Genomic DNA, 22,311 nt, shown 5'->3' with positions numbered 1-22,311 from the left:
TGTGCAGGTTATCCACAGCATCACTGCATATATCTTCTCTTTTTCCACATTTCCAGAATCCCCTCACCACAAAGCCATCAAAATCTGGTAAACTATCATCCAATTTTCTGCCCAAATATCGGTGAATACTCGTTTTTTGTTCGATTCTTGAACAATGTGTTTTCTCTGGGATGGGCGATACAACATCTGGCTGGCCCTGTTTGGGCTGGTAGCAGTAAAAATTCTGAATATACCTGGAGGTTTTCATGGCTGTCGCTGCCAACAAACGTTCGGTAATGACGCTGTTTTCTGGTCCTACTGACATTTATAGCCATCAGGTTCGTATCGTGCTGGCCGAGAAGGGTGTCAGTTTTGAGATCGAGCATGTGGAAAAGGATAACCCGCCTCAGGATCTGATCGATCTCAACCCGAGCCAAAGCGTACCGACGCTGGTGGATCGCGAGCTGACCCTGTGGGAATCCCGTATCATTATGGAATATCTGGATGAGCGTTTCCCGCATCCACCACTGATGCCTGTTTACCCTGTTGCACGTGGTGAAAGCCGCCTGTACATGCAGCGTATCGAAAAAGACTGGTACACGCTGATGAACGTTATCGTCAACGGTTCCTCTTCTGAAGCAGACGCTGCACGCAAGCAACTGCGTGAAGAGCTGCTGGCGATTGCCCCTGTGTTTGGTCAGAAACCATTCTTCCTGAGCGATGAGTTCAGCCTGGTAGATTGCTACCTGGCGCCGTTGCTGTGGCGTCTGCCAACCCTGGGCGTAGAGTTCAGCGGTCCGGGCGCGAAAGAGCTGAAGGGCTACATGACTCGCGTATTTGAACGCGATTCTTTCCTGGCATCTTTAACTGAACCGGAACGTGAAATGCGTCTCGGCCGAGGCTAATGACTGTGGAAATGTCACAACTTACCCCACGCCGTCCGTATCTGCTGCGCGCCTTCTATGAATGGCTGCTGGATAACCAGCTCACGCCGCACCTGGTTGTGGATGTGACGTTGCCGGGCGTGCAGGTTCCTATGGAATATGCACGTGACGGGCAGATCGTACTGAACATCGCGCCGCGCGCGGTGGGTAACCTTGAACTGGCCAACGACGAAGTGCGCTTTAACGCGCGTTTCGGCGGTGTGCCGCGTCAGGTTTCTGTACCGCTGGCTGCGGTGCTGGCGATTTATGCGCGTGAAAACGGTGCAGGCACTATGTTTGAGCCGGAAGCGGCTTATGACGAGGATGTTGTCGGCCTGAATGACGAAAACGGCGCTTCGGAAAACGAAAGCGAAACGCTGATGTCGGTCATTGAGGGTGACAAGCCCGATCACAATGACGATCCTGATGACGATCCGCCGCCGCGCGGAGGCCGTCCGGCACTGCGCGTTGTGAAGTAGTAAAAGCATTTTTATCGACTATCCAGTTAGTTATTCAGACTAGCTGGATTTTTTTATGTCTTTTTATGTCAAAACGTTTAATAAAGTAAATTATATACATCCCTTCTTTTTTGCTTGCCCCCACCGTTCGGATAATTTCAAGCTATATCTCCGCTGAATATAATATGTCGTTTTAAAGCTATATACACTCTTATAAATAAATATCACTTATTGATAACGTTATTCTAAATCCATAAATTAATTTTTCTAAATTGCTTGTATTTATAAAGATTATATTATCTACGCATGCTCTCAAGCATGACGATAAACAGTATGGGGTAAATTTATTTATCCCTGCTGTATTTAATATTGCAATTACTCATATGTTAAGGAATAACAAGTGAAAAAGGTTTTACTCGCTACTGCGCTCTCTCTGTGTGTGACATCCGCTTTTGCGGCTAACCCGACTGCCGTTCTGAAAGTCAAAGGTACGCTGACTAATTCAGCCTGTACGCCTCAGTTAAGCAACGGCGGAACGGTTGACTACGGCACAGTTAGTTTGGGTGGTTTAAGCTCAACGGCAGTTAACCAGCTGGGCCAGAAAGACATCGATCTGACTATTACCTGCACCGCAGCAACAAAAGTGTCCTGGAATATGATTGACGATCGCGCTGATTCTAACGCGAAACTCACCGTTGAGAATGGCATGTTTGGTGGTGGTTCTAATTCGTCTGAAAGCCAGACTTACGGTGTAGGTAAAACAACAGGTACAACACCAGTGAACATCGGAACATACTCGCTGTTCGTTAAAACTGACAGCGTAATGGCTGACGGCGCTAAAGTTGACCCAATTTACCAGCAGAATGCTACGGGTAACTGGTCGAAGAGCACCAACGGTACAACTCAGGGCGATAACTATCGTGATTTCACCGTTGCGACTGTTGGCACCCTGGCTCCACTGGCGTTCCAGACCGCAACCTTCCCACTGGTGACCTCTCTGGCGATCCAGGATACCACCACGCTGGCGATCACTGATGACACCCAGCTTGATGGTCAGGTGACTATCAGCCTGCGTTATCTGTAAGACTTTTAATCGAGTAAACGTAATTTAATTAACCGGAGAGTAAATGCGCTGCATTTACTCTCTTTTTAACGGCGCGATAAACATGGACTGTTCTGTTGTTGCTTTCAAGGAGATATTATTATGCATTGTTTAAAATCCACTTTATTTAACACGCTTATTACTGCCGCGTTATTATCTGCCAGTGTTGCTGTACATGCAGAAGGCATGGTGCCTGAAACCAGTCTGTTAATCATTGATGAAGCAACGCACAGTGGAACCATTAACGTCAAGAATACCGATTCGCATCCTTCACTTTTATATACAAATGTCGTTGACCTGCCGGACGATACCGGTCTTAAGCTTATTGCAACGCAGCCGGTGGTACGTCTTGAGCCAGGTCAGACGCAGCAGCTGCGCTTTATTCTTCAGAACAAACAGCCATTGGATGTAGAGCATTATAAACGCGTCACATTCGACGGTATTCCGCCTAAAAACGATGATAAAAAAATAAAGATTGGCATTAACATTCGCCAGGATATCCCCGTGCTTATTCGTCCGACATCCCTGGGAGTGGTCACTGATGCCTGGAAGTTCCTGAAGTGGTCCTCAAACGGCACATCCGTCACCGTGAACAATCCCAGCAAATATGTGGTCCGTCTTGGGCAGAACGTAATGCTGCTGCCTTCAGGTGTGAGTGCCTCTCTGTCCAAAACCTACATTCTTCCTGGCGAAACGCTAACGGCTGATATGAGTAAGAAAGTCAGCGGTGACAGCAGCGTTAAGTTTTTCCCGGCCAGTCGCTATGGCGTTGAGGTACCGAGCTTTACGTCGGAATTAAATAAATAAAATAGGGATATGACGGTGAGTAAACAAAGCCGCCTTGCACTTTGTGTCCGCGCCATTCTTTGCGGCACATTACCTCTGGTGTTACTTGATTCAACATCCGTACTGGCGAGGGAGGTCACCTTCGACACGGGGATAATGCAAACGCTGGGGTTGAATAAAGATCTCAACCATTACTTCGCAGAAGCACCACGCTTTTTACCCGGAACCCACTCCGTTTCGGTGAAGGTAAACGGGAAAGAGCGAGGAATGGCTGCAGTTCGTTTCAACAAAGACGGCATGCTTTGCTTTGATAACGATCTCATGGAGTTTGCTGGGCTGATGCCTGTGTCAATAAAGTCCGGTGAGGAGTGTCATGATATTCGGGATAACTATCCTAAAGCCGTCATCAACGCCTTGCCTAACCAGGAGGCCGTTGAACTCTATCTGCCAGCTGAAGCGCTGAACAGTCTGTCGTCGGATATCAAAAACTTCCAGCATGGCGGAACGGCGGCGCTGCTGAACTATTCATTGTTCAGCACCCATAACGACTATGGTGACGATGACAGCAGCCGCTACTCTCAGGCCAGCCTGGAAGCCGGATTCAACACGATGGACTGGGCGCTGCGCAGCCGTTATATCCTGACGGATGACGACGGTAGCCGAAATGCCGAAAGCATTTACACCTATGCAGAGCATGTCTTTACCGCGCAAAAAATGACGATGCAGGTGGGTGAAATCAACGCCATGTCCAACGTATTGAGCGGGGTGCCGATTACCGGCGTTCAGTTTATGCCGACCAGCGGTCTGGCGAGAGCAAGCTCTGGCGTGAGCGTTTCCGGTATTGCCCAGTCTTCCCAGGCACGTGTCGAAATCCGCCAGAACGGTCAACTGGTCTTCAGTACCCTTGTGCCAGCCGGCCCCTTCACGCTGGATGACGTGCCCGTGGTTCGCAACAATGTAGATCTGGACGTCTCGGTGGTGGAATCCGACGGCGCGACTAACCGTTTCATCGTCCCGGCGTCTCAGGTAAGGGCGCGCAACCTTTCACGCCCGCAGGGTCTAACCCTTTCTGTAGGTCAGGTGCGCAGCATCGACAGCGACTATAACGATCCGCTGGTGATGAACATCTCTGACGGCTGGCGTGTCTCTCCGTGGATGAATCTCCTGGCTTCAGGTGCCGCTGCGGAAAACTATCAGGCGGCAGGCGGCAGGACAGAGTTCCTGATAAGCGATGTCTGGACCCTTTCAACGGGTGCGGCAGTCAGCAATGCGAGCTTTGGTGACAGCAGCAGCGGGGTAAAAACCGAGCTGCAAAGTGATTACATCCTGAACGAGTACGTCGGTTTTTCAGGCAGTGCGACGCATTACAGCGGAGAGTATCGCGAACTGGCTGATGCGATGGACGATGATTATCAGGGATATGACAACACCTATTCCGGCAACGTTCGCTTCTCCTCCCCTCTGGCGGGGGTGTTTAGCGCAGGGTTCAACTACAACCAGACCAGCGGTGACGGTGAAGATTCACGTTACCTCTTGCTGTCATGGGGCAAGACCTTTACGTACGCGTCAGTATCCATGAACTGGCAAAGTGCGGTCGGTAATGTCGATGACGATCAGGACAATGAGATGTTCTACGTCAACGTGAGCATCCCGCTCGGCGGCAGTCAGTCCATCAGTACCTATATGCGTAAACAGGGTGATAGCACCTCCTATGGCGCGTCTAACAGCGGCTCGCTGGGAGACAATACGAACTATTACATCTCAGCCGATCGCGATCAGGATTCGAAAGACAACAGCTTCAACGGCAACATCAACACTAACCTGCGCTATACGCAACTGAGCGTGGGGGGCGGAACCAGTGGGGATAATCAGCGGAACTACAATGCGACATTGTCGGGTGGCGTGGCCATGCATAAAGAGGGTGTGACTTTCTCGCCGTATACGATTCAGGACACCTTCGCGATTGCCAGACTGAGCGAGAAGAAGAGCGGCGTTGAAATCTCCACTCCGCAAGGTACCGTCTGGACCGATCCATGGGGCCAGGCCGTGGTACCTTCACTCAACGAATGGCATAACTCCCGCATAGAAATTGATGCTAATAAGCTGCCGCAGAGTATGACGCTGGCTAACGGCACGAAATATATTGCCGCAGGCCATGCCTCGGTCAGCGAGATTGATTTCAAAGTACTCAACAGCCGCCGCGTCATGCTAAGCGTTAAGCAGGCTGACGGTCAGCCCCTGAGTAAAGGGATCTCGATTGTTGATGAGAAAGGTAACTATATCGTGACCACGGTTGATGATGGCCACGTCTTTATTAACGATGCCGATCAGCTGAGTGCGCTCTACGCGCTAGACGGTGACAATAACCGACTGTGTAAGATTGATTACACCCTGGCTGATAAGCGTGACGAAAATGCCTTCTATGAAGAAGTGAACGGAGTCTGCCGATGAACAGTCGACACTTATCGGGCTTAGTGGCCTTGCTGATGCTCGGTGTGACAGGAATAACCCATGCTGAAGAGTGCCAGCTCAGTCTCTCACAGCCGGTGGTGGATTATCATGAGATGCGCCGGGATACGATCGAAACGACGCAGCAGGACTGGCATAAAATGGCCGATCGCGACATCACGGTAAATGTTTTTTGCCCTCAGTCTCAGCAGATGGCGGTGATACTGCGCGGTACAGCGGGAGATAAGGGGCGGTTTCTTTTTGGGCAGTCCGGCGGTGTCGCAGTCAAAATTGACAACATGACCGTCGATGGCAAAAGTTACACCGTGGGTAAAACGGTCGATCAGCTGAATTTTACGCCGGAAAACGGTACACCGACGCCGTTCTATCTACGTAATAACGAGGCGGTGATTGCGCTTGAGAATAACCAGGTCCCTTCCGGCCAGCAGATGAGTTTCAACGTAACGCTCTCACCGGTTCTCAACGAAAGCGCGTTCAGCCATCTGACAGATCAAACTACGCTGGAAAGTGATTTGACCTGGAGCTTATTGACGAAGTAACCCTTCTTTTCGCGGCACCACAGAAAAGCGGAGCTGCAGGGGGAAAATCAACGGCGGTTAACCGCATAAAAAAAGCCGGATGGTATTTGCCATCCGGCTTATTTTTTACACTTCCAGGTAGTTCAGAATACCGTCAGCGGCTTTACGGCCTTCGGCAATCGCGGTAACGACCAGGTCGGAACCGCGAACGATATCACCGCCAGCAAAGATTTTCGGGTTGCTGGTCTGGAACGCGTTTTCGTTGCCTTCCGGCGCAATAACACGACCCTGAGAGTCCAGCTCTACGCTGTGCTTCGCCAGCCACTCCATGCTGTGAGGACGGAAACCGAACGCCATTACTACGGCATCGGCCGGGATAACATGCTCGGAGCCTGCCACGATCTCTGCGCGACGACGACCTTTCGCATCCGGCGCACCCATCTCAGTGCGCGCCATTTTCACGCCGCTCACTTTGCCGTTGGCATTCACTTCAATACCCAGAGGCTGGATGTTGAACTGGAATTCCACGCCCTCTTCACGCGCGTTTTTCACTTCGCGTTTAGAGCCCGGCATGTTCTCTTCGTCACGACGATAGGCGCAGATCACGTGTGCCGCATTCTGGCGAATGGAGGTACGCACGCAGTCCATCGCGGTATCACCCCCGCCCAGCACCACCACGCGTTTGCCTTCCATGCTGACATACGGCTCATCGGCGGTTTCGCCATAGCCCATGATCTGTTTGGTATTGGCAATCAGGAACGGCAGTGCGTCGAATACGCCCGGCGCATCTTCGTTCTCCAGACCACCGCGCATGGACTGATAGGTTCCCACGCCCAGGAAGACGGCGTCGTAATCCTTCAGCAGGTCGTCGAGCTGCACGTCGCGACCGACTTCCACGTTCAGTTTGAACTCAATGCCCATACCGGTGAAGATTTCACGGCGGCGGGTCATGACCTCTTTTTCCAGCTTAAAGGCCGGAATACCGAAGGTCAGCAGACCGCCGATTTCCGGATGGCGGTCAAAGACCACCGCCTTCACGCCGTTACGGGTCAGTACGTCCGCACAGGCCAGGCCCGCCGGGCCCGCACCGATGATCGCCACACGCTTGTCGGTTTGCTTCACGCCGGTCATATCCGGACGCCAGCCCATTTCGAAGGCTTTATCGTTGATATAGCGTTCGATATTACCGATGGTCACCGCGCCAAATTCGTCGTTCAGCGTACAGGAACCTTCACACAGACGATCCTGAGGACACACGCGGCCGCACACTTCCGGCAGGGTGTTTGTCTGGTGAGACAGCTCGGCAGCTTCAAAAATACGTCCTTCGTTGGCCAGTTTCAGCCAGTTCGGGATGTAGTTATGGACCGGACATTTCCATTCGCAGTAAGGGTTACCGCAGGACAGGCAGCGGTCTGCCTGCGCTTTGGCCTGGCCTTCTGAAAACGGCTCATAGATTTCTACAAATTCAATTTTACGGATCTTCAGCGGTTTCTTTGGCGGATCAACACGCTGCAGGTCGATAAACTGGTATACGTTCTGGCTCATCTGAATTCCTTACTGCGCCTGCACACGCAGCTCTGCTGCGCTACGACTACGGTGACCCAACAGGGCTTTAACATCGCTGGACTTCGGTTTAACCAGCGCGAATTTCGCAGAGAACGCCGGCCAGTTGGCCAGGATCTCTTCGCCGCGCGAAGAACCGGTATGCTGCACGTGTTCGGTAATCAGACCGCGCAGGTGTTCTTCGTGGATAGCCAGCGTTTCAACATCCAGCACTTCCACCAGTTCAGGGTTCACGCGTTTGCGGAACTCACCGTCTTCATCCAGGACATAAGCAAAACCGCCCGTCATGCCTGCGCCAAAGTTCACGCCGGTTTTACCCAGGACGCACACAATCCCGCCCGTCATGTATTCACAACCGTTATCACCGATACCTTCAACCACGGTGATGGCACCGGAGTTACGTACGGCAAAACGTTCACCTGCACGACCCGCTGCAAACAGACGACCACCGGTCGCGCCGTACAGACAGGTGTTACCGATGATGCTGGCATCGCAGCTACGGAAGGCTGAACCGACCGGCGGACGCACCGCCAGCAGACCACCCGCCATGCCTTTACCGACATAGTCGTTGGCATCACCGGTCAGATACAGTTCAACGCCGCCGGCGTTCCACACGCCGAAGCTCTGACCCGCGGTACCGCTGAAGTGCGCGGTAATCGGGTCGGCCGCCAGGCCCTGGTCACCGTGCGTTTGCGCGATGTAACCGGAAAGCGATGCACCGACAGAACGATCAGTGTTGCGAATATCAAACCAGAACGTTTTGCTTTGCTTGTCATCCACGTACGGCTTCGCTTGCTGCAGCAGCTGCGCGTTCAGCACGCCATTGTCGAACGGCGGGTTATTCTCGGTGCAGTAGACCGCTTTGCCAGGATGTGGCTCGGCAGTTTCCAGCAACTTAGACAGCTCCAGCTTCTGCTGTTTGGCTGTGAAACCTTCCAGCTCTTTGAGCAGGTCGGTACGGCCAATCAGATCCACCAGGCGTTTCACGCCCAGCTGTGCCATCAGCTCACGGGTTTCGCGGGCGATGAAATCAAAGTAGTTCGTCACTTTGAACGGCAGGCCGTGGTAATGGTTCTTACGCAGCTTCTCGTCCTGGGTTGCAACACCGGTAGCACAGTTGTTCAGGTGGCAAATACGCAGGTATTTACAGCCGAGCGCGACCATAGGGCCCGTGCCGAAACCAAAGCTTTCCGCACCCAGAATCGCCGCCTTGATGATGTCGAGGCCGGTTTTCAGGCCGCCATCCACCTGCAGACGGATCTTATGACGCAGACCGTTAGCCACCAGCGCCTGCTGGGTTTCCACCAGGCCAAGCTCCCACGGACAGCCCGCGTATTTCACGGAGGAGAGTGGGCTTGCCCCGGTACCACCGTCATAACCGGCGATGGTGATCAGGTCCGCATAGGCTTTTGCCACACCGGTCGCGATGGTGCCAACGCCCGGTTCGGAAACCAGCTTCACGGAGATCATCGCTTTCGGGTTGACCTGTTTCAGGTCGAAAATCAGCTGCGCCAGATCCTCGATAGAGTAAATATCGTGATGCGGTGGCGGAGAAATCAGCGTCACACCCGGTACGGAGTAGCGTAATTTGGCGATATACGGCGTGACTTTATCACCCGGTAACTGGCCGCCTTCGCCCGGTTTTGCACCCTGAGCGACTTTAATCTGAATCACGTCGGCGTTAACCAGATACGCTGGCGTGACGCCAAAGCGACCGGATGCAACCTGCTTGATACGTGAGACTTTGTTGGTGCCATAACGGGCAGGGTCTTCACCACCTTCACCGGAGTTTGAATTGCCGCCGATGCTGTTCATCGCTTCAGCCAGCGCTTCGTGAGCTTCCGGGCTGAGCGCACCGATGGACATTGCCGCGGTGTCAAAGCGTTTAAACAGTTCAGTGGCAGGCTCAACGTCGTCAATGCTGACGGCTTCATCACCCGGGTTCAGCGCCAGCAGGTCACGCAGCGTCGCCGCCGGACGGCTGTTCACCAGTTCAGCATACTGCTGGTAATCGCTGTACTCGCCGCTCTGAACGGCCTGTTGCAGCGTACGCACCACGTCCGGGTTATAAGCGTGATATTCACCGCCGTGGACATACTTCAGCAGACCACCTTGATCCAGCGGCTTACGTGCCAGCCAGGCGCGTTTCGACAGGTTCATCAGATCCTGCTGGAAGTCAGCGAATCCAGCACCGCCGATACGGCTGATAACGCCCTGGAAGCAAAGTGTCGCCACGTCGTCATGCAGACCGACCGCTTCAAACAGCTTCGAGCAGCGGTAGGAGGCGATGGTCGAGATGCCCATTTTGGACATGATTTTGTACAGGCCTTTGTTGATGCCGTTACGGTAGTTCAGCATCACCGTGCGGTAATCTTTGTCGATAGCACGGGTATCCACGAGACGCGCCAGCGTTTCGTAGGCCAGGTACGGGTAAATAGCCGTCGCACCAAAGCCTAACAGCACGGCAAAGTGGTGCGGATCGCGGGCGCTGGCGGTTTCAACAATGATGTTGGCGTCGCAGCGCAGGCTCTTATCGACCAGACGCGTCTGGATAGCACCCACCGCCATGGGGGCCGGTACCGGCAGACGGTTTTTCGCAATATTGCGGTCAGAGAGCACCAGCAGAACGGTACCGTTACGCACCATCTGTTCCGCTTTGTCACACAGCGCGTTCACCGTCTCTTCGAGGGTCGCTTCGGTCACGTCGAAAGTGATATCGAGCGTGTCGGCGCGGTAGTGATCCTCTTTCAGGGTGGTGAGCTGTTTGAAATCAGAGTACAGCAGGATCGGCGATTTAAAGGTCAGGCGGTGCGCCTGGCCTTCAGCTTCGCAGAAGACGTTCATCTCGCGACCGATGCTGGTGGCCAGTGACATCACGTGTGCTTCACGCAGCGGATCGATTGGCGGGTTGGTCACCTGCGCAAACTGCTGACGGAAGTAATCATAAATGATGCGTGGCTGGCTGGAGAGCACGGCAAACGGGGTATCGTCACCCATGGAGCCGACCGCTTCCTGGCCATTTTCACCGAGTACGCGGATCACGGAATCCAGCTCTTCGGCGCTGTAGTTAAACTGTTTCTGGAAGCTGGCGAGCGTATCGTCGTCCAGCTCACGACTGCCCACTTCTTCATCCGGCAGATCTTCGAATGGCACCAGGCGACGAACGTTTTTCTCCATCCACTCTTTGTACGGATGGCGGCTCTTCAGATCGTTATCGGTTTCAGCAGAGTGCAGAATGCGCCCACCGCGGGTGTCGATAACCATCAGCTCGCCCGGGCCAACGCGGCCTTTCTCAACCACTTCGTCAGGCTGGTAATCCCAGATACCGACTTCAGAGGCGCAGGTGATGAGCTTATCTTTGGTGATGACGTAGCGTGCCGGACGCAGACCGTTACGGTCCAGGTTACAGGCAGCAAAGCGACCGTCGGACATAACGATGCCCGCCGGGCCATCCCACGGCTCCATGTGCATGGAGTTAAAGTCGAAGAACGCACGCAGCTCTGGATCCATATCCGGGTTGTTCTGCCATGCCGGTGGCACGAGCAGACGCATGGCGCGCACGATATCCATACCGCCTGCCAGCAGCAGCTCCAGCATGTTATCCATGGAGCTGGAGTCAGAGCCAGTTTCGTTAACGAACGGCGCGGCATCGTGCAGGTCAGGGATCAGTGGCGTCTGGAACTTATAGGTACGAGCACGCGCCCACTGGCGGTTACCGGTAATGGTATTGATCTCGCCGTTGTGCGCCAGGTAGCGGAACGGCTGTGCCAGCGGCCAGCGAGGGACGGTGTTGGTGGAGAAGCGCTGGTGGAAGAGGCAGATGGCCGATTCCAGACGCAGGTCCGCCAGGTCCAGGTAGAAGCGCGGCAGGTCAGCCGGCATACACAGACCTTTATAGATGTTCACCAGGTTAGAGAGGCTACAGACGTAGAACTCCTTGTCGTCCTGGAGACGTTTTTCAATGCGACGACGGGCGATAAACAGACGGCGTTCCATATCACGCGGACGCCAGCCCGCAGGGGCATTAACAAAAATCTGTTCAATTCGAGGCAGCGAGGAGAGGGCGATTTCGCCGAGTACCCCTTCGTTGGTTGGCACATCGCGCCAGCCAACAATAGACAGGGTTTCACGTTGAAGTTCTTCTTCGACGATGCGGCGTGAGGCGGCAGCTTTTTCAGGATCCTGATTCAGGAACAGCATACCGACAGCGTAGTTTTTGGCTAAACGCCAGCCGCGCTCTTCCGCAACGATACGGAAGAAACGATCCGGTTTTTGCAGCAGCAGACCGCAACCGTCGCCGGTTTTACCATCAGCAAGGATGGCACCACGGTGCTGCATGCGGGCCAGTGCGTGAATAGCAGTACGCACTACCTTGTGGCTAGGTTCGCCTTCTATGTGGGCGATCAGGCCGAAACCACAGTTATCCTTCTCAAGGGATTTATCGTACAACATATCAGTGAACCTCCCCAGGCTCGTCGGGCTTCCCACTGAACCGTGGCGCACAGGCACAGAAAGAGCATGGCGACGGGGTTTGCGTTTCATACGCGTACCTCGCATTCGCCCTCTTTTTCATCCTTTCGCGCAGGTAAACAAGTTTGAGGACTTGCTTCAGAGGGAATCTCAATTACTGCATAAATATGATGAGCAGGCTGCTCATCCAGAAAGCTTCCAGCGGATTTCCAACTTATCGGGAATTGGTACACAGGTCAAATGGCAATCTTATTTATACAAAAATGTGCTAAAGAGCTGTTAACTATTTGTATATAAAAGAAATTCAACTCTATTTACAACGTTTGTAAGCTGTGGTGAGACGCAGCGGAGTGTGATCTGACTCACTATATGAAAGCGGTATTATCGATGTAGCGTGCTGAATAGCCGTTTTTTAGCAGAATAATTCTCTACGATGAAATGCAAACCCGCATAAAGTCACTGTTTTTCAGTGCTGACGCTATAAGTGAAAAAAACAATCAGAACATAAGGAAAAGTAATCACAACTGGCGTGAATGAAATTGCAGTAATCCTGAGTATTTATTCATAGAGATAAAGGCCGTCCAGGGCGATTGATCCAGGTCATCGCCGACAGAGGCTAAAAATGGCAGGCTTGTCCCCTTTCTTTGGGACGGTCTATCAGATTATGCAGTTACAGAAATTAGTCAATATGTTTGGTGGGGATCTTTTGCAGCGTTATGGGCAAAAGGTTCACAAGCTGACGCTGCATGGCGGTTTTAGCTGCCCGAACCGTGACGGGACGATCGGGCGCGGTGGCTGTACTTTCTGTAATGTGGCGTCTTTTGCTGACGAAGCGCAGCAGCATCGTTCCATCGTCGAACAGCTGTCCCATCAGGCGAGTCTGGTCAACCGTGCGAAACAGTATCTGGCCTATTTCCAGGCCTACACCAGCACATGGGCGGAAGTACAGGTCTTGCGTTCCATGTATCAGCAGGCGGTAAGCCAGGCCAGTATCGTAGGGCTGTGTGTGGGCACCCGCCCGGACTGCGTGCCGGAAGCGGTACTGGACCTGCTCAGCGAGTACAAGGAGCAGGGGTATGAGATCTGGCTGGAGCTGGGCCTGCAAAGTGCGCACGACAAAACTCTGCACCGCATCAACCGTGGACATGACTTCGCCTGTTACCAGCGCACCACACGTCTCGCGCGTGAGCGTGGGCTAAAGGTGTGCTCGCACCTGATTGTCGGCCTGCCAGGCGAAGGGCAGCAGCACGGTCTTGAGACACTGGAAAAGGTGGTCGAAACCGGTGTAGACGGAATTAAGCTGCATCCACTGCACATCGTAAAGGGCAGTATCATGGCCAAAGCCTGGGAAGCCGGGCGCTTAACCGGTATTGAGCTTGATGCGTATACGATGACGGCGGGGGAGATGATTCGGCACACCCCGCCGGAGATTGTCTACCACCGCATCTCCGCCAGCGCCCGCCGTCCAACGCTTCTTGCACCGCTCTGGTGTGAGAACCGCTGGACGGGGATGGTGGAAATCGACCGTTATCTGCAAGAGCACGGCGTACAGGGATCGGCGCTTGGTCGCCCCTGGGTTCCCCGCTTACCGGCGGCGACCGCCTAACAGGCTCCCCAGCATGCCGCGTACAATCTGATTCGTGACCTGACGCGCTGCACTTTTCGCCATGGTCTGCACGACGCCATCGCGTTTGCCGCCGCGTGGTCCGGTTGTACCAAACAGGATATCCTTAAGCCCGCCCAGGATGCCGTCGTCCACGGCAACAGACTGGCCTTTGGCGGTAGGCGCGTCCTGGGATTCGGTGGTGGCCTGTACCCCTTTTTGCAGCATCTCGAATGCCGACTCGCGATCCACGTCGTCCTCATACTTACCATACAGCGGGGAGCGGTTAATCAGGCCGTTGCGTTCATCGTCCGTCACGGGTCCCATCCGGGAGCAAGGGGCAATCACCATTGCGCGTTCCACAACGGACGGGCTGCCTTTTGCATCCAGGAAAGAGATAAGCGCTTCACCGGTGCCCAACGCCTGGATGGCCGCTTCGGTATCAAATGCCGGGTTCGCTCGCATGGTTTGTGCGGCGGCTTTGACGGCCTTCTGATCTTTCGGTGTAAAGGCGCGCAGGGCATGCTGTACGCGGTTGCCGAGCTGTCCCAGCACGTTGTCAGGAATATCGGACTGGTTTTGCGAAACAAACCAGACGCCGACGCCTTTAGAGCGGATCAGGCGGATCACCTGTTCAATCTTATCCAGCAGAACCTGTGGCGCATCGTTAAACAGCAGGTGCGCCTCGTCGAAGAAGAAGACCAGCTTGGGTTTGTCGAGATCGCCGGCTTCAGGTAACTGCTCGTACAGTTCAGAGAGCATCCACAGCAGGCTGGCGGCGTAGAGCTTCGGCATCTGGTAAAGCTTCTCTGAGCTCAGAATATTGATGATGCCTTTCCCGTTGCTGTCGGTGCGCATCCAGTCCTTGATATCCAGCATCGGCTCGCCAAAGAAATGTTCGGCACCCTGTTGCTCCAGGGTCAGTAACCCGCGCTGGATGGCACCGACTGAGGCGCTGCTGATATTACCGTACTGGTTCTGGAACGATTTGGCGTTATCACCGATGTACTGGGTAATGGCCCGCAGATCTTTGAAATCAAGCAGCAGCAGACCCTGGTCGTCGGCAATACGGAAGATGATGTTCAGTACACCGGACTGCACGTCGTTGAGGTTGAGCAGACGAGCCAGCAGCAGCGGACCGAGATCGGAGACGGTTGCACGTACCGGGTGACCTTTCTCACCAAAGATATCCCATAACACGACCGGATTGTTGTGCGGTGTCCAGTCCGTGATGCCGATATTTTTGAGTCGGTCGAGCAGTTTTTCGGACGGAGTGCCTTCCTGAGCCACACCGGTTAAATCGCCTTTTACATCGGCCATAAAGACCGGTACGCCGATCTCTGAAAGCGACTCTGCCAGTTTCTGCAGGGTCACGGTTTTCCCCGTCCCGGTGGCCCCGGTGATGAGACCGTGACGGTTGGCCATCGCGGGCAGTAAAAACAGCTCTTTGTCCAGCGTGCGGGCAATTAACAATGGTGTACTCATAATGCGCTTCCTCTCTTAGTCCTCGGTCGAGTATAGGCAACCTGACGGCAAAATGGCTGAGTAAATTGCTGACTTTGCGGCGCATTATCCAGCGCGGACTATGCTTTTGCATACGGTTCACAAAATTTTGGAAAACTATGTCCAGATTCTTCTTTAACGATCGCAAACAGCTGGTCAATGACGCCATCGAAGGCATACTGATTTCGGCACCACACGCTAATCTCGTCAAACTTGATATCGACCCGGCCATTCGGGTGGTGGCGCGCAGCGACTGGGATAAAAGCCGGGTGGCGGTTATTTCAGGCGGTGGCTCTGGTCACGAACCTGCACACGCCGGGTTTGTCGGCAAAGGGATGCTCACGGCAGCGGTGTGCGGGGATCTTTTTGCTTCGCCGAGCGTTGATGCGGTGCTGAACGCTATTGTGGCGGTAACGGGCGATCGGGGTTGTCTGCTGATCGTGAAAAATTACACCGGCGACCGGCTTAATTTCGGCCTGGCGGCAGAAAAAGCCAAGCGTTATGGCCTGAAGGTCGAGATGGTCATTGTCGCCGATGATATTGCCCTGCCGGATAACAAGCAGCCGCGCGGTATCGCCGGTACGGCACTGGTTCATAAAATCGCGGGCTATGCGGCAGAGCACGGCAAATCACTGACCGAGGTGCGCGATATCGCGCAACAGGCTTGCGATAATCTCTGGAGCCTGGGCGTGGCAATGCAAACCTGTAACCTGCCGGGCAGTGATGATGAAGAGGGGCGGATCAGGCAGGGGCACGTGGAGCTGGGGCTCGGGATCCACGGCGAGCCTGGTGCCTCGGTTGTCGATACGCAAAACAGCAAAGCCATTATCGACACGCTGGTCGAGCCGCTCAAAGCGCAGGCCGGTAACGGGCGTTTTGCGGTGCTTATCAATAACCTCGGCGGCGTGTCGGCGCTGGAGATGGCGTTGCTCACCAAAGAGCTGGCCCACTCGGCGCTGAAAGAGAATATCGCTTATCTGATTGGTCCGGCACCGCTGGTGAGTGCCCTGGATATGAAAGGCTTTTCGCTGACGTTGCTGAAGCTTAACGATCTGTTCGAAAAAGCTCTCCATGAAGAGGTGGAGACGTTGGGCTGGCAGAAGCCGGTGGCGTTTGCGCCGCTGCGCGTGCAGGAACATAGCGCGATCCATGACCGCGTGGAATATACCGCCTCGGACAATCCACGGGTCGCAGAGATCGTCTCCACGGTCACGCAGACGCTGATCCAGCTGGAAAACCGCCTCAATGCGCTGGATGCCAAAGTGGGTGATGGCGATACGGGCTCTACCTTTGCGCAAGGGGCGCGGGATATTGCGCAGCGTCTGGAGAAGAAACAGCTTCCGCTAAATGATGTGTCGACGCTGTTGCTGCTGGTTGGCGAGCGGCTGGCAACGGTTATGGGGGGCTCAAGCGGTGTGCTGATGTCGATCTTCTTTACCGCTGCCGGGCAGACGTTGCACGACGGTCAGCCGTTGCCGGAAGCGCTCTTAAGCGGGCTGGCGCAGATGAAGCAGTATGGTGGGGCAGATCTTGGCGATCGCACCTTGATCGATGCCCTGCAACCGGCGCTGGAGGCATTGCAGAAAGGCGACCTTCAGGCTGCTGCGCAGGCTGCGAACGCGGGCGCTGAGGCGACAGCGAATATGGTGAAAGCGGGTGCCGGACGTTCGTCGTATGTCAACAAAGAGAACCTGGAGGGTGTGACCGACCCGGGGGCCGTGGCGGTGGCAGAGGTGTTCAAGGCAATGACCGCAGCAAAACGGTAGCGTTTTGAGTATTCCACCCTCTCCCGACGGGAGAGGGTGGAGATGCGTGCAATCAGGCCGCACGCACCCCGCGCGTTCACATCAAAAATCCGCTTTCAACACCACGCGATAACGGGCTTTACCGTCACGCACATGCTGGATAGCTTCGTTGATTTTAGACATCGGATACAGTTCGGTGGTGGGCGCCACTTTAGTGCGTCCGGCAAACTTCATCAGTTTGCGCAATTCGAACGGCGTACCGGTTGCGGAACCGGAGACGCTGCGATCCCCCCCGATCAGCGTAAACGCAGGCACCGGCAGCGGTTTCATCACTGCACCGACGGTGTGGAAGTTACCGCCGTGGGCCAGCGCTTCAAAGTACGGTTGCCAGTCGAGATCGACGTTAACAGTATTGATGATCAGATCAAACTGACCTGCCAGCGATTTAAGCGCTTGCGGATCGCGGCTGTTGACTACCTTATCCGCCCCCATCGCCAGCACTTCTTTCTCTTTGGCCGGGTTCGAGCTAAACGCCGTGACTTCACAGCCCATCGCGTGCAGCAGTTTGATTGCGATATGGCCCAGACCACCAATCCCGATGACACCCACACGGCTGGTGGCGGTGACATGATGCATCAGCAGCGGTTTGAATACGGTGATACCGCCGCACAGCAGCGGACCGGCAGATTCGATATCAATGCTGTCCGGCAGGGGAATAACCCATTGCCAGTCGGCACGCAGTTTATCGGCGAAACCGCCTTTGTTCAGAATGGTAGGGACTGCGCCTTCGAGGCAGTTGATTTGGTTACCGCTGATACAGGCATCGCAGTGACCACAGCTGCGCGCCGTCCAGCCAATACCCACGCGCTGGCCGACCTTCAGCCCTTTGTCCTGTGCGGCGCTACCGAGCGCCACAACGCGGCCAATGACTTCGTGGCCAGCAATCAGTGGATACTGTGAGAAGCCCCATTCATTGTCGATCATGGAGAGATCGGAGTGGCAGATCCCGCAGTAATCAACCTGCACTTCGACGTCTTCTGCTTTTAGGTCGCCCGCATCGTATTCGTACAGCTCAAGTTCTGCACCCGCCTGCGGTGCGGCGTAGCTTTTTATCTTCGACATCGTGTTTCCCCCGTTATGGTGTGAACTGAGAGTGTAGAGCATTCAGTTTACAGTCGCTTAACAGAAGAGGGCAGGAATGCCCTTTACAGAGTTTTCAGCATCCTGACTTCGCAATCGACGTGGCCGGTACAGCCCAGCGGCGCATCAATATGCGTAAAGCCCAGATGTTCATACAGGCCAATGGCCTCTTTGAGGAAGGCGGTTGTTTCCAGGTAACAGCGTTTAAAACCCTGAGTACGCGCATGTTCAAGGGCGATAAGCGCCAGCTTTTTCGCCAGCCCTTGCCCGCGTACCGACGGCAGGAAATACATTTTTTGCAGTTCGCAGATATCCGGCTCGCTGCAGCTTAAAGGCGCCACGCCACCGCCGCCCACCACCTGACCGTTCTGCTCAATAACCCAATAGGCGTAGCCCGGCTGGCTGTACAGCTGAAACAGCTCATCCAGATTCGGGTCGGCAACGGTATAGCCTTTGTCGGCGGTCAGGCCATACTCAGCGGAAACCGTTCGGATAACGGCGGCAATAGCCGGGTTGTCCTGCTCAGTGATCCGACGCATCGTCGTCGCGACGGGGGTAATCACGCTCATAGTCTTACTCATTACAAAAATTGACATACAACTGCTGTTAATAGCACCGCAGTAAAGGGAGCGCAAGCGAGGAGTTTTCAGGAAGGATACCCCTTACGCCCTGAAGCGTAAGGGGTAAAAGCATTACAGAGCTGCAATAACCGCCTGCTGCTCGATCAGTTTGGTCTTAGCATCGGCGAAGGCAACCAGACGCTCACGCTCTTTCGCGATAACCGCTTCCGGCGCACGGGCAACAAAGCCTTCGTTCGCCAGTTTGCTTTCGATTTTGCCAATTTCCACATCGACCTTAGCCACTTCTTTTGCCAGACGAGCCAACTCAGCGTCTTTGTCGATAAGACCTGCCATCGGGATCAGCAGTTCGGCGCCGTCGATGATTTTGGTCACGGATACCGGACCTTTGTCATCCGCAGGCAGCACGGTGATGCTTTCCAGACGCGCCATGGTTTTCAGGAAGGTGTTGTTCTCGGTGACACGGCGAACAGCAGCCTCACTGCAACCGCGCAGCAGCAGCTCCAGAGGTTTGCCCGGGGCGATGTTCATTTCGGCACGGATATTACGTACCGCCACGATCGCCTGTTTCAGCCATTCGGTATCGGCTGACGCCGCTTCATCGACCTTCGCTGCATCGAATTCCGGGAACGGCTGCAGCATGATGGTGTCGGCGTTGATGCCGGCAATCACTTTCACACGCTGCCAGATGGTTTCGGTGATGAATGGAATAATCGGGTGCGCCAGACGCAGCAGACCTTCGAGAACGGTAATCAGCGTGTTGCGCGTACCGCGCAGTTCCGCTTCAGAACCGCCGTTCATTACCGGTTTTGCCAGCTCCAGGTACCAGTCACAGAACTGGTTCCAGGTGAATTCATACAGAATGCCCGCCGCGATATCGAAGCGGTAGCTGTCCAGCGCTTCGCGGAAGGCTTTTACCGTCTGGTTGAACTCTGCCAGGATCCAGCGATCGGCCAGAGACAGGGTCATCTCGCCGCCGTTGAAGCCGCAATCCTGATCTTCGGTGTTCATCAGCACGAAGCGGCTGGCGTTCCACAGCTTGTTACAGAAGTTACGGTAACCTTCCAGGCGCTTCATGTCCCAGTTGATGTCACGACCGGTTGAAGCCAGTGCCGCCAGAGTGAAACGCAGGGCATCAGTACCGTGTGGTTCGATCCCATTCGGGAACTGTTTCTCAGTACGCTTGCGGATCTTCTCTGCCAGCTGCGGTTGCATCATGTTGCCGGTACGTTTTTCCAGCAGCTCTTCGAGGGAGATACCGTCAACCATGTCCAGCGGGTCGATAACGTTACCCTTGGACTTGGACATCTTCTGGCCTTCGTCGTCACGAATCAGACCGGTCATGTAGACGGTATGGAACGGAACCTGTGGCTTGCCGTTTTCATCTTTGATGAAGTGCATGGTCATCATGATCATGCGGGCGATCCAGAAGAAGATGATGTCGAAGCCGGACACCATCACGCTGGTTGGGTGGAACTGACGCAGCGCGTTGGTGTTCTCCGGCCAGCCCAGCGTGGAGAAGGTCCACAGTGCGGAGGAGAACCAGGTGTCCAGTACGTCTTCGTCCTGACGCAGGGCAACATCGGCACTCAGGTTGTTCTCCTGACGAACTTCATCTTCGCTGCGGCCAACATAGACGTTGCCTTCGCTGTCGTACCAGGCCGGGATACGGTGGCCCCACCACAGCTGACGGGAGATACACCAGTCCTGAATATCACGCATCCAGGAGAAGTACATGTTTTCATACTGCTTCGGCACGAACTGGATGTCGCCGTTCTCAACCGCTTCAACAGCCGGTTTCGCCAGCACGTCGGCGCGCACGTACCACTGGTCGGTCAGCATTGGCTCGATAACAACACCCCCACGGTCACCGTACGGCACGGTCAGATCGTGAGGTTTGATCTCTTCCAGCAGGCCGAGTGCATCCACTGCAGCGACAATCGCTTTACGCGCGGCAAAACGTTCCATTTTCTGGAATTCAGCCGGAATGTCGCTGGAGTAAACGTCGGATTCGTTACCTTTGGTGTCATACACTTCCGCGCTTTCACGGATATCACCGTCGAACGTCAGAATGTTGATCATTGGCAGGGCGTGACGACGACCCACTTCGTAGTCGTTGAAGTCGTGTGCCGGGGTGATTTTCACACAGCCGGTGCCTTTTTCCATGTCGGCGTGTTCATCGCCCACAACGGGAATGCGGCGGTTAACCAGCGGCAGCACCACGAATTTACCAATCAGATCTTTATAACGCGGATCTTCCGGGTTAACGGCCACGCCGGTATCGCCCAGCAGGGTTTCCGGACGGGTGGTCGCTACCACCAGATAATCTTTACCGTCTGCCGTTTTAGCGCCGTCGGCCAGCGGATAGCGGATATGCCACATGGAGCCTTTAGACTCACGGTTTTCCACTTCCAGGTCGGAGATAGCGGTGCGCAGTTTAGGGTCCCAGTTTACCAGGCGCTTGCCACGGTAAATCAGGTCTTCTTTGTACAGACGGACAAACACTTCTTTAACGGCGTTGGAAAGGCCTTCGTCCATGGTGAAGCGCTCGCGCTCCCAGTCCACGGAGTTGCCAAGACGGCGCATCTGACGGGTGATGGTACCGCCGGATTCTGCTTTCCACTGCCAGATTTTATCGATGAACGCGTCGCGACCGTAGTCGTGGCGGGTTTTACCTTCTTCAGCGGCAATTTTACGCTCAACCACCATCTGGGTCGCGATACCCGCGTGGTCAGTCCCCGCCTGCCACAGGGTGTTTTTGCCCTGCATGCGCTGGTAGCGGATCATGGTATCCATGATGGTCTGCTGGAAGGCATGACCCATATGCAAACTGCCGGTGACGTTCGGCGGTGGGATCATGATGCAGAAGGACTCTTTGCTTTCATCGCCGTTAGGCTTGAAATAGCCCTGCTGTTCCCAGTGCTCGTAAAGCGGCTGTTCGATATCGCGTGGGTTATATGTCTTTTCCATTATTTCCAGGTTGCCGTATTCAGGTTAAAACCAGCCAGGCGGTACGCTTTATAGCGTTCGCGCGCCAGTTGTTTCAAAGATTCTTCGTAAGGGACAAAGTCTACCACTTCTGTGAAAGCGGTGGCAAAATCTGCAAAATCTATCCGCAGGCTAATCAGAATATCGCGCGCGCTGCTGTTGCGCTTTTGCGGCCAGGCAATCTCTACCGGTGCGCCGCCACGAGGGCCTTCGCCAGACAGATTATGCGGAACAAAACTCTCCGGCGGGCGTGCCCAGAGTGCTTCGTCAAGGCGGATGGCCTGCTGCTCATCTTCGCAGGCAATCAGAACGCGTTTACCTGCGCGCCAACGTTCTGCGGCAATTTCACACACCAGCTGTTCAACTGCGCTGAGGCCGTCCTGATGGGTGTCGTTGTCCAGAAGGTAGAACGTTGCATTCTTCATATATGGGGCTTCTTGTTGTGGATTTAAATGCAAGGCCGGGCTGACCCGGCCTACAAACGGC

At 54.6% G+C, this 22,311-nt stretch carries 15 protein-coding genes; 8 read left to right on the top strand and 7 right to left on the bottom strand.

What is annotated here, in order from left to right:
* Positions 1-245 precede the first annotated feature (245 nt).
* The 6 genes from sspA to HV340_RS20535 all read left to right on the top strand — a co-directional run bounded on the left by sspA (position 246) and on the right by HV340_RS20535 (position 6,256).
* Complete coding sequence (gene sspA / locus HV340_RS20560) at positions 246-884, top strand: stringent starvation protein SspA (RefSeq protein ID WP_014071978.1); 639 nt, start codon at positions 246-248, stop codon at positions 882-884.
* A gap of 5 nt (positions 885-889) precedes the next feature.
* The gene (gene sspB, locus HV340_RS20555) at positions 890-1,381 is read left to right on the top strand and encodes a ClpXP protease specificity-enhancing factor (RefSeq protein ID WP_025202910.1); all 492 of its coding nucleotides are present in this window, start codon (positions 890-892) and stop codon (positions 1,379-1,381) included.
* A gap of 379 nt (positions 1,382-1,760) precedes the next feature.
* Complete coding sequence (locus HV340_RS20550; protein ID WP_020883513.1) at positions 1,761-2,444, top strand: DUF1120 domain-containing protein; 684 nt, start codon at positions 1,761-1,763, stop codon at positions 2,442-2,444.
* Positions 2,445-2,564: 120 nt separating this feature from the next.
* Positions 2,565-3,269, top strand: coding sequence for a fimbria/pilus chaperone family protein (locus HV340_RS20545; protein WP_059305676.1), 705 nt, complete (start codon positions 2,565-2,567; stop codon positions 3,267-3,269).
* Between the two features lie 9 nt (positions 3,270-3,278).
* Positions 3,279-5,699, top strand: coding sequence for a fimbrial biogenesis outer membrane usher protein (locus tag HV340_RS20540; RefSeq protein WP_063925628.1), 2,421 nt, complete (start codon positions 3,279-3,281; stop codon positions 5,697-5,699).
* Positions 5,696-6,256, top strand: coding sequence for a hypothetical protein (locus HV340_RS20535; protein ID WP_032680188.1), 561 nt, complete (start codon positions 5,696-5,698; stop codon positions 6,254-6,256). Before HV340_RS20540 ends, HV340_RS20535 begins: the two co-directional genes overlap by 4 nt.
* Before the next feature lie 105 nt (positions 6,257-6,361).
* Here the strand turns inward: HV340_RS20535 and HV340_RS20530 are convergent, their stop codons facing one another.
* Both HV340_RS20530 and gltB read right to left on the bottom strand, forming a co-directional pair.
* Positions 6,362-7,780 carry a glutamate synthase small subunit gene (locus HV340_RS20530; protein WP_014171835.1) on the bottom strand — a complete coding sequence of 473 codons (1,419 nt, stop codon included), beginning with the start codon at positions 7,778-7,780 and terminating at the stop codon, positions 6,362-6,364.
* A 9-nt stretch (positions 7,781-7,789) separates the two neighbouring features.
* A complete protein-coding gene (gltB, locus tag HV340_RS20525) occupies positions 7,790-12,250 on the bottom strand; it encodes a glutamate synthase large subunit (RefSeq protein ID WP_032679060.1) in 4,461 nt (1,486 codons plus the stop codon).
* Between the two features lie 682 nt (positions 12,251-12,932).
* On the opposite strand from gltB, the gene HV340_RS20520 reads away from it, so the two are divergent.
* Entirely contained in the window at positions 12,933-13,874 is a 942-nt protein-coding gene (locus HV340_RS20520) for a TIGR01212 family radical SAM protein (RefSeq protein WP_106504349.1), read from the top strand.
* Here the strand turns inward: HV340_RS20520 and HV340_RS20515 are convergent.
* A complete protein-coding gene (locus HV340_RS20515; protein WP_181216202.1) occupies positions 13,854-15,356 on the bottom strand; it encodes a helicase HerA-like C-terminal domain-containing protein in 1,503 nt (500 codons plus the stop codon). The two genes, HV340_RS20520 and HV340_RS20515, sit on opposite strands and share 21 nt — an antisense overlap.
* A gap of 137 nt (positions 15,357-15,493) precedes the next feature.
* On the opposite strand from HV340_RS20515, the gene HV340_RS20510 reads away from it, so the two are divergent.
* Positions 15,494-17,140, top strand: a complete 1,647-nt coding sequence (locus HV340_RS20510) for a dihydroxyacetone kinase subunit DhaK (protein WP_050737333.1) — start codon at positions 15,494-15,496, stop codon at positions 17,138-17,140.
* A gap of 81 nt (positions 17,141-17,221) precedes the next feature.
* Here the strand turns inward: HV340_RS20510 and HV340_RS20505 are convergent, their stop codons facing one another.
* From HV340_RS20505 to holC, 4 genes are all read right to left on the bottom strand, one after another.
* The gene (locus HV340_RS20505; protein ID WP_020883520.1) at positions 17,222-18,241 is read right to left on the bottom strand and encodes an NAD(P)-dependent alcohol dehydrogenase; all 1,020 of its coding nucleotides are present in this window, start codon (positions 18,239-18,241) and stop codon (positions 17,222-17,224) included.
* An 83-nt stretch (positions 18,242-18,324) separates the two neighbouring features.
* Positions 18,325-18,828, bottom strand: coding sequence for a GNAT family N-acetyltransferase (locus tag HV340_RS20500; RefSeq protein ID WP_020883521.1), 504 nt, complete (start codon positions 18,826-18,828; stop codon positions 18,325-18,327).
* Positions 18,829-18,951: 123 nt separating this feature from the next.
* Positions 18,952-21,807 carry a valine--tRNA ligase gene (locus tag HV340_RS20495; protein WP_181216201.1) on the bottom strand — a complete coding sequence of 952 codons (2,856 nt, stop codon included), beginning with the start codon at positions 21,805-21,807 and terminating at the stop codon, positions 18,952-18,954.
* Positions 21,807-22,250: a DNA polymerase III subunit chi gene (gene holC, locus HV340_RS20490; RefSeq protein ID WP_008502815.1), complete on the bottom strand. Its 444-nt coding sequence runs from the start codon at positions 22,248-22,250 to the stop codon at positions 21,807-21,809. The genes HV340_RS20495 and holC overlap by 1 nt, the downstream gene beginning before the upstream one ends.
* Positions 22,251-22,311 lie beyond the last annotated feature (61 nt).

The organism is Enterobacter sp. RHBSTW-00975, from assembly GCF_013615235.1.
Lineage (GTDB): Bacteria > Pseudomonadota > Gammaproteobacteria > Enterobacterales > Enterobacteriaceae > Enterobacter > Enterobacter ludwigii.
Note: the sequence above shows the minus strand (reverse complement) of the source record. Positions and strands in the feature narration are given on the sequence as shown.